This is a genomic window from Helicobacter anseris (assembly GCF_003364335.1).
In the GTDB taxonomy this organism is placed as follows: Bacteria; Campylobacterota; Campylobacteria; order Campylobacterales; family Helicobacteraceae; genus Helicobacter_H; species Helicobacter_H anseris.
Window position 1 is genome coordinate 37685 of the sequence record NZ_NXLX01000004.1, and the last position, 14534, is coordinate 52218.

Genomic DNA, 14534 nt, shown 5'->3' on the forward strand with positions numbered 1-14534 from the left:
GTTATAAAAATTTATTTAACCATCTTAGAAATTTTAAGTTATTTTTATGGGGGGGATATCTCAATGGAGTATCAAGAAAATTAGAAGCTTTTATAATACTTTTTTGATGTAAAAAAGTTTCAAGGGTATATTTTCCATGATAGCGACCCATACCACTTTCTCCGATACCACCAAATGGAAGATTAGGATTTGCAATTTGTGCAATACAATCATTAACACATCCTCCACCAAAACTTTGAGATTGCAAAATTTTTTCGCTAAATGCTCTATCTTCTGTGAAGATGTAAAGAGCTAATGATTTTTGAAAATTATCTAATATATCTTGCAATTCTTCATTTGTTTGATAGATGATAATGGGTAAAAGAGGCCCAAAAATTTCTTCTTGCATAATTGGTGCTTGATTATAATTTTCAGAATCTAACAAAATTACAGTAGGTTCGATTTTTAATTTTTCTTGATTGCTAGTTCCGCCTATAATAATATTTTCTTGAATAAGTTTTTGTAGCCTGTTAAAGTGATTGAGATTGATGATTTTTCCAAAATTCTTTGATTCAATAGGATTTTCTCCAAAAAATATTTTTAGATTCTGTTTTATTGCTTCAATAAATTCATCTTTAACGCAAGAATGTAATAATAGAAAGTCTGGTGCAATGCAAGTTTGTCCGGCATTTATAAATTTAGCCCAAGTAACTTTTTTTGCAGCTGGTGCAATTTTGGCATCTTTATGAATGATGCAAGGATTTTTTCCACCCAATTCCAGTGTTGTAGGAGTAAGGTGTTTTGCAGCTTCTTGCATGATAATTTTTCCTACTTGTGTGCTACCGGTAAAAAAGATGTAATCAAATTTTTCTTGTAATAATTCTTGTGCAATCTTATAATCGCCACACACAGTTTTTACAAAATCTGGATGCAAGCTATTTTTTATAATTTTTTGTAGGATTTGTGCTGTTACTGGTGCATATTCTGAAGGCTTTAAAATGACACAATTTCCTGTTGCTATTGCACCAATTAGCGGATTAAGGCTTAAGGATATAGGGTAGTTCCAAGGAGAAATTACAAGAACAACTCCGTAGGGTTCGTAATAAATATAGCTCTTAGACCCAAAAATTGTAAGAGGTGTGGATACTTTTTTTCTTCCATGAAAATCTTTTAGATGTCTTAGGGCGTGATTTATTTCTTGATATACAAGCATTAGTTCGCTAATATATCCTTCATAGTAATGTTTCCCTAAATCCATTTGCAGTGCTTCTAAAATTTTTTCTTCATTTTTTTGTAATTCTGCTTTAAGATTAAGTAATTGTTGTTTTTTAAAAAACAAGTCCTTTGTTTTTTGTGTTTTGAAAAATGCTCTTAGATTTCCTGTGTATTTCATTGATTTTTTACTCCTCTTGTTTTTGTGCTTTAGAATCTATGAAAGTTTGTCCATAAATAAGTGATATGCCTAGCATAATATTAGTTGCTGGTTTTTCAAAATATTTACCCTTAAGAAGGTAGAAGCTAAAGAATGGAGCAATGCTAAAATGCTTAAAAATTGCACTTTCAGCTCGTATATTCCACTCTAGCTCTAATTCTGGACTTAATTGTAGTGGATAATTGTTGAGAAAGTATTGTTTAAAGTTTAAGTAATTAACAAGTTTGACATTTGGATTGAAGTTGTATTGCAAGTTGATTCCTGTGTTAAAACCAAAACTTTGTCTCGGATTTTTATATGTAAAATCTTCTTCTCCAAATAAACTGATGTAAAAATTTTTGAGATATTTGCCATCAAAAAGTTTTAATCCTGTGTTAAAACGTAGAATTTGTGTGCGGTTAAAACCTGATTGTTTGATAAATTGTGTTTGATAGGATATTTGGGCATATGGCCCCATGTCAAAGCCTCCCCACAAATGCTGAAAGTCCCATATTTTCTGCGTATAGTCAGAAGAAATAATTATTCTATCAAGAGTTGTATTGTCAATTTTTTTTCCATCTGTTGGATAAATAATATTACGTCCATATTCGCTAAATATTGTGTTAAAAATAACAAAATGTTTTGCGTAATAGTTACTATGGAATAATAATGATGATTCTGCAACTATCTGAGAATCCCCTTTAAAATGAGTATTAGAAAACTTCTCATAGTTTGTTTGATTTTGAATACTCGTCGAGGAGAGATTGAGTGAAATTCTATCAATAGCAATATCCCACCCACTCCTAGTTGTATCAATATCTAAATCTGCTACATCCTTTTTTATTTTTATGGAAGCATTAAGAAATAGAGGAATTAATAGTAAAAAAAGTAGAAAGCGCATATTTAGTGTTTTTGCCTGATTTTTTCTAACCAATCATTAAGTGTTTTTTCAAAACCTTTTTGAGAATTTTCAACAAATTTGATGGGCTGTGTTAAATAGCTTTGCTGCACCCATCCTCCAAAATCATGAGGATAGAGATAGTCTTTTGATTTTGGGAGGATGTTTTTTGGTATAGAATTATTATGAGAGGCAACATAATCTAATGCAGAATTGATGGCTTTATATGCAGTATTTGATTTTGGAGAGCTAGCAAGATAGATAACGCATTGTGCAAGCAAAATGCGTGCTTCTGGGTAACCGATTTTTGAAACACTATTGAGGGTTGCAGTAGCAATATTGATTGCATTGGGATTTGCATTTCCAATATCTTCACTAGCGAGAATAACAAGGCGTCTTGCTATAAATTCTGCGCTTTCTCCACCGGCAATGAGGCAGGCAAGATAATATATTCCAGCATCAGGATCGCTACCTCTTATGGATTTAATCATCGCAGAAATGAAGTTGTAATGAGTATTATCTTCACTACTACCATCACCAAGATAAAATGGTCTTATTGATTTAATGTTTTGTAATGTAATGGGATTGTTTTTAGAAGCCAGCTCAAAACAATGCAGCATAGCTCTTGCATCACCATTGCTTGATTCTATAAGATATTTTTTTGCCTCACTATCCATTTGACAAGGGTGGAGTTGCAAGGCTTTTTCTAAAATAGTTTCAAGATGTTGATGAGAAAGAGGGTGGAGCTCAAAAAGAAAACTTCGTGATCTAATAGCTTGCGTGAGAGTATAAAAGGGATTTTCTGTGCTTGCTCCTAATATAATAGCTTGATAATCTTCCATAATGGGGAGTAAAAATTCTTGCTGAGTTTTGTTTAGTCGATGAATTTCATCAATAAATACTACTGGTTTAAAAAGAGTATGGGTAGTATTTTTTAACTCATTTCTAAGATTCTCTAATTTAAAATCTACACCATTAAAGTGTAAGAATGGAGAACCTAATTCTTTGGCTATGATTTTTGCAAGCGTAGTTTTTCCGCAACCTGGGGATCCATAGAAAAAACTATGAGGAAAATTTTTATCTTTGATAGCAAGTATTAGTGGTGAGGTTTTGGAGAATAAATGCTCTTGACCTATGAAATTTTCAAGATTTTCAGGGCGCAATAAATTTGCAAGATTCTTCATTGTTTTTTATGAAACAAGATGACCTCATAGGAATTTTGTTTGATTTTGATATTTTGATTCCCTTGAGATTTTTTTTGGAGATTATTGCGTAACTCTTCATTGATGCTATCAAGTTCATCTAGTTTTTCTTTAAGTCTTAAGATGATATCTACGCCAGCAAGATTTACCCCCATATCCCTAGTTAAGCGCAATATAGTTTTGATTTTATCAATATCTCTTTGTGAATAAAGGCGCATTTTACCATCAGTCCTTCCTGGTTCAATTAATCCTTCTTTTTCATATTGTCTTAAGGTTTGCGGATGAATTTCTAGGATTTTTGCAACTACGCTAATGAGATAGACGGGTTCGTCGTAGCTATACATAAATGGTCTCCTTTGATTATTGCACAGGCAATTCTTTTTGTAGTTGATTTTGTAGATCCTCTGAGAGATCTTGTATTTTTGGTATTATAATATTTATTTTGAGATACAAATTCCCCATTTGACCATTTTTTCTATTTTTTACCCCCAATTCTTTAAGACGAAATTTTTGATTATTCTTAGTATTTGCAGGAATCTTGAGTTTTACATCTTTATAAAGAGTTGTTACATTGATAGTGCCTCCAAACATTGCAGTTTTTAGTGAAATATCGCATTGCTTGATTAGATCATCTTCATCTCTAGTGTATTCTTCATCACTTAAAACATGAATTTTAAGTAAAAGATCGCCACGCATATTCCCCTGCGCCTTTCCCTTTCCTTTTGCTCGAATTGTATCCCCTTCTTTTATACCAGCAGGAATTTTGATATCAAAATTATCATGTTGCATATTGACATGTTGCTTGCCCCCAAGAATTGCTATTTTAAATGGAATATTGATAGTGCTGTGGATATCTAAATTTGGTGAAAAGTGATTAAAGCCATCAAAATTATTAAAACCACCAAAATTAAAACTTCTGCTTCCTGCGCCAAAACCACCACTATTCCCAAATATACTTTCAAGAATATCATCAAGATTGATATTTCCCTGATTTCTAGCAAAATCACTAAAATTTTGTCCCCCAAACATATTATCCCCAAATTGATCATATTGAGCTTTTTTATTTGCATCACTTAAAATTTCATACGCAGCATTGATCTCTTTGAATTTTTCTTCAGCATCCTTATCTTTATTGACATCTGGGTGGTATTTTCTAGCTAATTTTCTATAAGCTTTTTTTATTTCTTCTGGAGTGGCATTTTCAGATACTTCTAAGGTTTCATAAAGACTCTTTTTCATTGTTATATACCTCATTGAATTGTAAAATTTAAGTGTGATTGTATTATAAAACTTTAGTGTAATTAAATCAAGTTTGTGTGTGATATTTTGCAAAATAAAATTTCAAAAACTAACTAAAATTAAGATTATGGAATCAAAATTGCTTTTTGCTTCGTAGTTATATTTTGGAAATTAGACTTTATGATGAAAGTAGCAAGGATGTTGATGTTGAGATTTTTTACATTAGGGATATTATTTTTATTTTGGGGTTATTATGCTATTGCCCAAGAAACTAGTGCAAGAACAGTTGAAGAAGCCTTTAAGGAAGGATATTTAAATGGTCATTTTGGCACTTATGCTCAACAAGCATCACATAAAGAACCTACTTTTGTGGATTTAAATATGTCTTTAGCATATCAAACACTGAGATACAAGGGATATAAAATTGGTGCAGAGGCTTGGTTAAATGCTAAGATTTTTGAGCAAAATTTTGGAGGATTTGATAGAAATAAGGATATTTTTATTCTTACTAATCTTTACGGTGATTTTTATAATCAATATGAGAAATTTGGTATTAGGGTGGGACGTTATCATATTAATGAAGAGTGGATTACACATAATACTGAAGGGTTTAGTGTTGATTATGATGGATTGCAAAATATCTCTTTGCATTTTACTTGGGCATTTAGAAATGCTTATACGGAGACTTATTATAATAGTGGTTTTAGGAGCATGTATCGTGTTGTGGGGTCTATGCTTGTAAGAGGTGAGTTAGATGTGCCTAATTTTCCACTAAAGATTACTCCCTATTTTTACTTTGCACCTGGTGTATTTTTTGCATCAGCTCTTAAAACTTCTTTGGATTTGCCTTTATTAGAAACTCTTAATTTGAGATCAAATGCACAGTTTCTTTCTTACATTCAAGATAAGGGTTGGTATGGACCTGATGCCGGAGCTGGTTTTCTTTTAATGATGGATAGTTCAGTTTATTGGAATGGATTAGAAGGAGGCGTAGGACTTAGTGTAACAGATTCTGCCGGTGCTTCACGAATTGATGCTTTTGGACAGCACACAGTTTTTGAAAGGCCTGTTGGAATGTTTTGGGGGGATGCTGTAACAATTTATGGATTTGTGCGATATGATATTGGTTTTATTCAAACACAAGGAGCAGTGAGAAATACTTTTATTGAGGGAAAAAATATTTTTAACTGGGAAGCAAAGCTTTCTGGGAATCCACTTCAAAATTTCAAAGGTTTAGAGTTGGGTATTGCGGCTATAGGAATGGATAATCAAAGTAATGCTGTTGATTATTTTGGTGGAAATAAATATATACTTGTTCGAGGTTATGTTCAATATAAATTTTAAACCTCATTTTGTTTTTTGATTTTTATATTATATTGTTAGTTTATTTAGCTTAGAATTGCTCATAATTTTAATTATTTTTTTAATTTTTAAAGGGATTGTTTTTATGAAAAAAAGAATTTGGTTTTTATTTATATCTTTATTATTTGCAGATGAGATGCAAGTTAAGTCTTTTGGTGCTTTAGGTGGGTTGTATAATCAAGGTGTTGGTTCTTCTCATAGTTATGGAAATTTGATGGCTCATGTTGGTGCGGAATTTATTTTAGAAAATGGCTGGAGCTTTGGATTGGGTGCCATTGGAGGATGGAATGTTTTTAATGCAACAAAGACTACATACGGTGATTTAAATTATAGTGGTATTGGTGATGGGGGGGATATTTCAGATGCATTTGCACACTATAAAAATTCAAGACTAGAATTTGCTCTAGGGAGATTTAATACAAATTTTGTAGATTTTGATTATATTTCTGGGAATATTCAAGGTGGTTCTGCAAAGGTTATTATGGATAATGTCACCTACTGGGGGATTTTTATGGATTCAATGTTGCTTACAGGATCGCATAAAAATACTACATTTGGACTTTATGGCACTAATATTATAGGCGGTTATTATCCTACAAGCAAGAAAAATATTTTAGGTATTTGGGGAGAGGTATTTGCATTGGGATTGAAATATCAAAATAGTGGTTTTGATATTTCTGCTTTTAGTCTTTTGGATACACAATTGCCAGTAAATGTATTGCCAGATAGAAATACTATTCTTTTTCAAATAGGTGGAGAGGTTTCTTATACTGGAGCTGTGAATGATAATTGGGGAAGTGAAACGAAGCTTAGAGGCATTTTTCAGCTTGGTAACACTTCAAAATTAGATGGAAAATTGCTTGATGCAAAAGATGCTGTTGCAGGATTGATTTGGTTGGATCAAAATTTTACTTATAAAATTTTTAATATGGGTGCTGGAGTGTATGGAGTATTAAGCTCTTCTAAGAATGGAGGAATTTATACTTTTAGCGACCCTTCGAGATTTTATGGGAAGATTATCAATCAACCTCTAGATTTCCCAAGTCCTTATTTTAGTGAGCAGGTGGTAAGTGGCTATCTTTTTGGGGGTATTGATTTAAAAAAGAGTCAAAATATGCCAATCAAGATTGATGGAATCATAAGCTTTGGAAACTATACAGAATATTCTTTAATTGTGGATTATAATGTATGGAAAAAGCAAAATATGCAATTTGATTTTGGTATGGGGTATGTGTATTCTCAATTGCGACAAGCAAGTGCTTCAAATAGCTTGTTATTTTTTGGTAAATTTTATTATTGATTTTTAATAATTTTTACCGATATAGAGAATGTTAGGAATATAAGCAAGAAAGAATATCTTGCTAGATTCTAATCTTAAAAATCTTTTCATAAATAAGGAGAGAAAATATGAAAAAGAAAATTTTTGGTTCGCTTGTTTTATCTGGATTGATGGCAACTAGTGCTTATGCTGTTGATGTTAATTTCTTTGGTCATATCGGTGGTGCGTATAATCAAGGGTTAAGTGGTGGCAATAAGTCTGGAGTTGATAATGATAAAGCTTCTTATGGAGGTGTCACAGGTCATCTAGGTGTGGATTTTGGTTTTAATACATTGCATCTTGGTGTTGGTGCATACGGTTCTTTTCCAATCTATGGGACTAAAATCTTTAATGAGGGCTATTATGAAAATCAAGCAGATGTAGCTTATTCTAAAAAGTATGCAGATCTTTCGGATTTATATATTAAGTATGATGGTGGAGATCTAACAATAGCTGTTGGAAGATTTAATAATGAGTTTTTAGATTCTCCATGGATTAATGCTTATATGCAGGGTGTTGCTGCTAAGTGGAAAATAAGATCATTTGGTGCTTGGGCTACTTGGATGAATGATTACACTACTTATGGTTATGCTTTTAATCGCATTGCTTCGGAATTGATGAGCTATCACCGCTTTCCATCGAGTTTTAATGGTTTTGGCATAGGAAATGAAGTATTTGCTGGAGGATTGAATTTTGATTTTAAATTTTTAAAGTTTGATCCCTATGTTAATTACTTTTTCAACAAGGGAAGTGTAGATGATAGTATTCAAGCTGGAGCAAGGCTTGCGTTAGTATTTGGTGATAATGGGCCTGTGCAATCAACAACAAGTATTGACTTTATGTGGGAGAATACTTTTGGCATCAGTAACGACGATACAATGCTTTTACTAACTGATGAAGAATTGCTATTTGGTGGAGTATTTAAACTTGGTGGAGGTTTTTTAGCAACTACTGGTGGAAATGGTATTGTTACTATAAATAATCCAACTAGATTTTATGGTGCAAAATTTTTAACTCCAAATTACAATTATGGAAGTTCAGGTTACTTTTTTGCAAAAAATAATACTTGGTATGTATTTACAGGTGTTAAAAGCCAATATTTTGATTTAGATGTATTGTATGCGAATGGTGATTATAATGAGTTTTCAGCAATCGCATCTTTTACTGTATTTGATAAACAAGTTAAGGGTAGTCTCAATGGTATTGCTTTGAAAGTTGGTGGTGGATATGTTAATAATGGATTTAAATCCAATGCTTTCCAACATAGCAACGTGGTAGGTTTTGCTAAACTTTCTTTCTAAAAAATAAAGAGAAGGATTATTTGCCTTCTCTTTTTGTTGCCATTTCTTCGACTTCCTTGATAAAAGCTTCTAATAGTTGTTCTTCTGGTAATTTATAAAGTATTTTTCCTTCTTTTATGATTAAACCACTTTTGTTTCCAAAAGCTATTGCTATATCTGCATGTTTTGCCTCACCAAGTGCATTAACAGCACAACCCATTACACTAACTTGAAGAGGGGTTTTGATATGAGATATTCTTTTTTCCACCTCTTTGACCATTGTTACAAGATCTGCTTCAAGTCTTCCGCAGGTTGGGCAAGAAATAAGCGTAATACCAGATTTTTGTCTTCCGCTATATTGCAAAATGGCTTTAGCAACTCTGATTTCTTCTTCTAGTTCTCCTGTAATAGAAACCCTCATAGTATCTCCTATTCCATCAAGCAAGAGATTCCCTAATGCCATTGCACTTTTAATACTTGAATGAAATAGCGTTCCAGCTTCTGTAACCCCTAAGTGAAAAGGATAATCTACCAAAGGTCTTAGCATCTTATATGCTTCAATGGTGCGTTGAACATCACTAGCTTTTAGTGATACTTTAAGATCATAAAAACCAAAATCTTCTAAAAGTTTAATGTTGTATAAAGCCGATTCCACCATTCCCTTTGGAGTGGCTCCATATTTATTCTCAAATTCTTTTTCTAAACTTCCACCATTTACACCTATCCTAATAGGAATGTTTCTATCCTTGCACGCGTTAGCAACTGCTTTAATTCTATCTTTATTCCCAATATTACCAGGATTGATTCTGATAGCATCTACACTTTCAGCAGCTATAAGTGCAAGTTTGTAGCGAAAATGAATATCAGCAATGATTGGTAATGGGGAATGTTTTTTTAACTCTGCAAGTGCCTTGGCATCTTGCTCATCACTCACAGCTACGCGTACAAGGTCTGCGCCAGCAAAATATAAGCGATTGATTTGCTCTAATGTAGCTTGTATGTCTTTTGTTTTGCTAAAAGTCATGCTTTGTATGCTAATTGGAGAATCTCCTCCTATTTTTATATTACCAATTTGAATAGTTTTAGTTTTATATCTTGCTTTCATTTTTAAATTCCTGCATTTTAGTGTAAGCATAATTCTAATATATTTTTATTATTAGAGAGTATAATAGAAGAACCTTGAATGAGGAAAAAGTATGGAAGATATGGTTTTTAAAATCTACAAAAGCCTAAAATTTTTAAACCCAATACTAAGCGCAGATATAGATGATAATAGATTGATATTGAGTGATAATGCCTATGGTATTTTTTGTTATTGTATTAACGATGAGAAACTTATTTTTGGAAAAAGAGTTCTTAAGAATAGTTTAATTCATCACATTTATTCAAAGGCAGTTTGCATATCAGATAAAAAAGTTTTATTATCAGAAGTCAATGGCTTTCATCTTGGAATCTATGAGATTGTTGATGATAAAGTGGCAATGAGTGAGCGTATTAAATGGCACAAGGCCAATATTAGCTGTGTAGCATTCTCTCCAGATTCTAGTCTTTTTGCCACTGGGGGAGAGGATGGTAGAGTTTTTATTCATACAACTAAAGATAGGAAATTGTATGCTTTATGTCCCATTCAACCAGATTATATTGCGTGTATGTGTTTTGATGCGACAAATTCTTTTTTAGTTTTAAGCGTTTATAATCATAAAATTTTGATTTATGATTTGAAAGCTTGTGAGTTTATATGGGATGTGCAAACCCCAAGTGTGTGTATAGATATGCATTTTTTTGAGAAAAATAAGAAACTCTTTTATATTTGTAAAGATGGAGAAAGTGGAATTATAGATTTTATATCCAAGGAAAACCATATTAAAAAAACTTATGGTGCTTGGTTAAATTGTTGTGTAATTTCAAATCATAAAAATTATGCTTATATTGTTGGCAGGGATAATATTTTTAGAATCCATTGTCTTAGAGACAATGAAAATCTCTTTGAACTTCAATTGCCTGATAGCGGGGTGAGTTTTATTGGTGTTTTTGGACATTATATTTGCGTTTGCTTTATTAGTGGGAAAGTGATTTTCATTGATGAGGATCATGGAAAGCAGGAGATGTATAAATTTTTGCACAATAAAAATTTTGAGGAAGCAAAAATATTTGCAGAGGAAAATAATATTTTTTTAAAACTTGATGAAAGATATATTAGCGTAAGAAGTGAGAATTGGAGAGAGGTTTTAGAGGATAGTATTAAGTTATTTGCTAATAATCAAATTGAAAATGCATTGCATATCACACAACCTTATTTAGAGGATTCAAAAATCAATAGAGAATTTAAAAGGTATTTGAATCAAAAACAAATATTGTTGGATTTTTTGGGAGCAATTGAAAATAAATTGTATTGCAAGGCTTATCAAATTGCAGAAAGGCAAAAAGGTTTGAAGGATTTAAGGGTTTTTGATGAGCTTGAAAATTATTTTGAGAAAATTCTTGAGGCATCAAAAAAGATGTTAGAGCAAGATTATGGGAATCAGATTCTAAGGGTAAAGAAAATATTAGAACCTTTTATGCTAATTCCACAGAAAAAAGAAAGAATTGAAATACTGTTTAATCATTTTGATCGGTATATGGATATGGTTAATTGCTTAAAAAATCATTCTTATAAAAAAGCCTATGAGGTTGCAAAAAAATATCCTTATCTGCAAGCAACAAGAGCATATGCAAAGATTTTTAATCGCTATAAAGAAATATTAGTTTCTTTGCAAAATCAAGTTTTGCAAGAAATAGATAAGAATGCTATGGTAGAGCAATTGATGATTTTAGAGGAAGTAGATCTTTTTGCTTTAGAAGTAAAGATGCTTAAGGATTTCTTTGATGCCCAACAAGCAATGCAAAAAGCCTTTGAATGTAAAAACTACATTGAGTGTTATCAGATTTTGCAAGATCACCCACAGCTGCTCACTTGTAAATGTTATCTTGAAATTGAAAGTAGTTTTTTAGTCCTTTTTAAAAAAGCAACAGACTATGCTCAATGTGGTAAAACATCAGAGGTTTATGAAATATTAAAAGATTTTTTTGTTTTAGGGAAATGGAAAAATAGACTTGATATTATTTTTCAAATTGCCTATTTTTATGAAATAAAAAATGCAACTATGGATAGTAATATTGATTGGAAAAAGACTTTGCAGAATTATATTAGTTATTTTGATGAGAGTAATGAATTCAAAGAATTGTGTATGCAAAAAAATCTTGATAAAATTTTAGAAGATATTGTTGATATAAAAAAACAAGCAATTGAATACAAAAAAACCATTATAGAGAGGCTTGAAAATGCATGAGTATTCTGTAGTTGCTTCTTTGATTGATTTGTGTGAAGAAAATGCCAAGAAGCACAATGCAAAGGAAGTGCAAAAGGTTGTTGTGGCTATAGGAGAGCGTAGCGGAATGGATAAGAGTTTATTTATCAGTGCATTTGAAACTTTTCGTGAGGAAAGTATTTTTTGTAAAAATAGCATCTTAGAGATTTTAGATGAGAAGGTTGAGTTAGAGTGCAAGGATTGTGGTGTTGTTTTTTATCCTAAAGAGCTTTTATATGGTGAATGTATAAAGTGCGGTAGTAGTCGTTTAGAAATTATAAAGGGTAAAGAAATGCATCTAATGAGTTTAGAATTATTGCAGGAAGAGGATTTATGAAAAATTTTGATTTATTTTTTCAAAAACTTATAGATATTAAAGAAACTTGGGAGATTTATAAGATTTTTGAAAATGAGCGTGAAAGATTTGTTCAAGAAAGAGAGGAATATCAAATTGAAATACAAAAAGATCAGGAAAAATTACGCCAATATAGAAATGAAATTATAGAGCTAAAAAATGAGATACAAAGTTTAAAAAAACAAAAAGAAGTTTATGAAAAATCTCTTGAGCTCTTGCAAGAAAAAAAAATTAAACAAAGAATCAAAAATGATATCAATAAATTATCACAAGAAAAAAAACAATTAAAGGAGAAAAAACAAGAAGTATTGCCTGATGCGCTTTTAGATGTTGAGGTATTTTTAGATAATGGAGAGATTAAAAAATTAAAAACAGCACGCAGAATTTATGATGAAAGTTTATTTGCTATGTATCGTATTGCATTAAAGGAGGGAAGAGAGTTTAGAAACAAAATTGCTGAGTTGGAGCTAGAAAATTCGCAGTTAAAAATTGAATTAAGAGACTTTCATACAGAAATTGTTTTAAAAGAGAGGATGAGTAAAGATGAAAATCTTGGTTAGTGCCTTAGAATCTAGCTCAAATGAACATTTAAAATTTTTATTAAAGGAATTTGCTCAAGATGAAATTGAGCTTTTTGGTATTTTTGATACAAGTTTAGGGAATCCATTATATAGTCCAAAAGATTTTTCTGTTATGGGATTTGTTGATATTTTTAAGAAGATTCCTTTTTTTTTAAAGGTGCAAAAACAAATGCTTGAATTGGCAAAAGATGTGGATAAGATATTACTTTTAGATTCTTCTTCTTTTCATATCCCCTTAGCAAAAAAAATTAAAAAAAAATATCCAGATAAACAGATTATTTATTACATTCTCCCTCAAGTTTGGGCTTGGAAACCATGGCGTGCAAAAGTTGTTGAAAAATTTTGTGATAGACTTGGTGCAATCTTGCCATTTGAAGTTGAGTTTTATCAAAAAAAGGCAAAGTATGTAGGACACCCTTTGCTAGATTCTATAAGAAATTTTAAAGAGACTATAGGTGGAGAAGGGATAGTTTTTATGCCTGGAAGTAGATTGAGTGAGATTAGAACAACTTTTCCTATTTTTTCTCAGCTTGCAAGGATGTATTTTAGTGATAAGAAAAAAATTTTAGTAGTCCCAAAGATTTATATGCATATGGATTTAATAGAGCTTTATGGTGATGCAATTAGGGAATTTGAAATTAGCTATGATGCAAATACAAGCTTGCTAAATGCAGAATTTGCATTTATATGTAGTGGTACAGCTACATTAGAATCTGCTCTAATAGGCACCCCATTTGTTTTGGCATATAAGACAAAATGGATAGATTATTTTATTTATAAAAGCTTAATTAAATTGAAATATATTGGTTTGGCAAATATATTTTTTAATGCTATCTGCAAAGAGAAAGCTGGTCTTGGAAAGAGTTGGATGCATTTTGAGCTTATACAAAAAGATTTTAATGTAGAGCAACTTTTTTTGGCTTATCAAAATACAAACCGTAATGATTTTTTTGCAAAAAGTAAGAAGATTAGAGAGTATTTAAAATTTGGCAGTGCAAAAACAATTGCTCAATGGATTAGGGATTGATTTTATTAAATTGCTTTTTGTATTATATGTTTTTGATTAAGGAGAAGAAATGGCAAAAGAACCTATCACTCAATATGGTTATGAAAAACTTTGTGCTGAACTTAAAGATTTAAAAGAAAATCAGCGTCCAAATATTGTAAAAGAAATAGATATCGCAAGGGGTCATGGGGATTTAAAGGAGAATGCAGAATATCATGCTGCTAAGGAAAAACAACTTTTTATTGAAGCAAGAATCAATGACCTGTCTTCATTGTTGGCAAATGCACAAATTATTGATCCTTCGGTATTGAATCACGATAAAGTGAGTTTTGGAAGCAGCGTAAAAATCCTAAATCTTGATAGTGAGAAGACTTTTTCTTATACAATTGTAGGTAGTATAGAAAGTGATCCTTCTAAAGGTTTGATTTCTTTTGGTTCTCCTATTGCAAAAAGTCTTATTGGAAAGAGTGTTGGTGATGAGGTTAGTATTGTTTTGCCAAATGGAGAGAATGATTTTGAGATTTTAGAAATTTATTATAAGCCCATAGAGTTTTGA

14 protein-coding genes are annotated in these 14534 nt (G+C 31.5%); 8 read left to right on the top strand and 6 right to left on the bottom strand.

Going from position 1 to position 14534, the window contains the following annotated elements; translation table 11 throughout:
• Position 1 precedes the first annotated feature (1 nt).
• The 5 genes from CQA57_RS02625 to CQA57_RS02645 are packed head-to-tail and all read right to left on the bottom strand — an operon-like array spanning position 2 to position 4729.
• On the bottom strand, positions 2-1372 hold the full coding sequence (locus CQA57_RS02625; protein WP_115578688.1) for an aldehyde dehydrogenase family protein: 1371 nt from the start codon (positions 1370-1372) through the stop codon (positions 2-4).
• Positions 1373-1379: 7 nt separating this feature from the next.
• On the bottom strand, positions 1380-2291 hold the full coding sequence (locus CQA57_RS02630) for a hypothetical protein (RefSeq protein WP_147288341.1): 912 nt from the start codon (positions 2289-2291) through the stop codon (positions 1380-1382).
• A gap of 2 nt (positions 2292-2293) precedes the next feature.
• Positions 2294-3472, bottom strand: a complete 1179-nt coding sequence (locus tag CQA57_RS02635; protein WP_115578690.1) for a replication-associated recombination protein A — start codon at positions 3470-3472, stop codon at positions 2294-2296.
• Positions 3469-3834 (bottom strand): heat shock protein transcriptional repressor HspR, encoded by a 366-nt coding sequence (locus CQA57_RS02640; protein WP_115578691.1) that lies wholly within the window; start codon positions 3832-3834, stop codon positions 3469-3471. Before CQA57_RS02640 ends, CQA57_RS02635 begins: the two co-directional genes overlap by 4 nt.
• A gap of 16 nt (positions 3835-3850) precedes the next feature.
• Positions 3851-4729 carry a DnaJ C-terminal domain-containing protein gene (locus tag CQA57_RS02645; protein ID WP_115578692.1) on the bottom strand — a complete coding sequence of 293 codons (879 nt, stop codon included), beginning with the start codon at positions 4727-4729 and terminating at the stop codon, positions 3851-3853.
• Positions 4730-4933: 204 nt separating this feature from the next.
• Between CQA57_RS02645 and CQA57_RS02650 the strand changes: the two genes are divergently transcribed.
• From CQA57_RS02650 to CQA57_RS02660, 3 genes are all read left to right on the top strand, one after another.
• Positions 4934-6073, top strand: a complete 1140-nt coding sequence (locus CQA57_RS02650; RefSeq protein WP_170126807.1) for an outer membrane family protein — start codon at positions 4934-4936, stop codon at positions 6071-6073.
• Positions 6074-6176: 103 nt separating this feature from the next.
• A complete protein-coding gene (locus tag CQA57_RS02655; protein ID WP_115578694.1) occupies positions 6177-7391 on the top strand; it encodes a hypothetical protein in 1215 nt (404 codons plus the stop codon).
• 107 nt (positions 7392-7498) lie between these two features.
• Positions 7499-8710 (top strand): hypothetical protein, encoded by a 1212-nt coding sequence (locus CQA57_RS02660; RefSeq protein ID WP_115578695.1) that lies wholly within the window; start codon positions 7499-7501, stop codon positions 8708-8710.
• A 16-nt stretch (positions 8711-8726) separates the two neighbouring features.
• On the opposite strand, the gene ispG is transcribed toward CQA57_RS02660, so the two are convergent.
• Positions 8727-9794: a flavodoxin-dependent (E)-4-hydroxy-3-methylbut-2-enyl-diphosphate synthase gene (gene ispG / locus CQA57_RS02665; protein WP_115578696.1), complete on the bottom strand. Its 1068-nt coding sequence runs from the start codon at positions 9792-9794 to the stop codon at positions 8727-8729.
• A gap of 91 nt (positions 9795-9885) precedes the next feature.
• On the opposite strand from ispG, the gene CQA57_RS02670 reads away from it, so the two are divergent.
• Genes CQA57_RS02670 through greA form a run of 5 tightly spaced genes read left to right on the top strand, consistent with a single transcriptional unit; the run spans position 9886 to position 14534 of the window.
• A complete protein-coding gene (locus CQA57_RS02670; RefSeq protein WP_115578697.1) occupies positions 9886-12018 on the top strand; it encodes a WD40 repeat domain-containing protein in 2133 nt (710 codons plus the stop codon).
• Positions 12011-12373: a hydrogenase/urease nickel incorporation protein HypA gene (gene hypA, locus CQA57_RS02675; RefSeq protein ID WP_115578698.1), complete on the top strand. Its 363-nt coding sequence runs from the start codon at positions 12011-12013 to the stop codon at positions 12371-12373. Before CQA57_RS02670 ends, hypA begins: the two co-directional genes overlap by 8 nt.
• Entirely contained in the window at positions 12370-12951 is a 582-nt protein-coding gene (mua, locus tag CQA57_RS02680; protein ID WP_115578699.1) for a nickel-binding protein Mua, read from the top strand. The genes hypA and mua overlap by 4 nt, the downstream gene beginning before the upstream one ends.
• Positions 12935-13999, top strand: a complete 1065-nt coding sequence (gene lpxB / locus CQA57_RS02685; protein ID WP_115578700.1) for a lipid-A-disaccharide synthase — start codon at positions 12935-12937, stop codon at positions 13997-13999. Before mua ends, lpxB begins: the two co-directional genes overlap by 17 nt.
• A 49-nt stretch (positions 14000-14048) precedes the next feature.
• Positions 14049-14534: a transcription elongation factor GreA gene (greA, locus tag CQA57_RS02690; RefSeq protein ID WP_115578701.1), complete on the top strand. Its 486-nt coding sequence runs from the start codon at positions 14049-14051 to the stop codon at positions 14532-14534.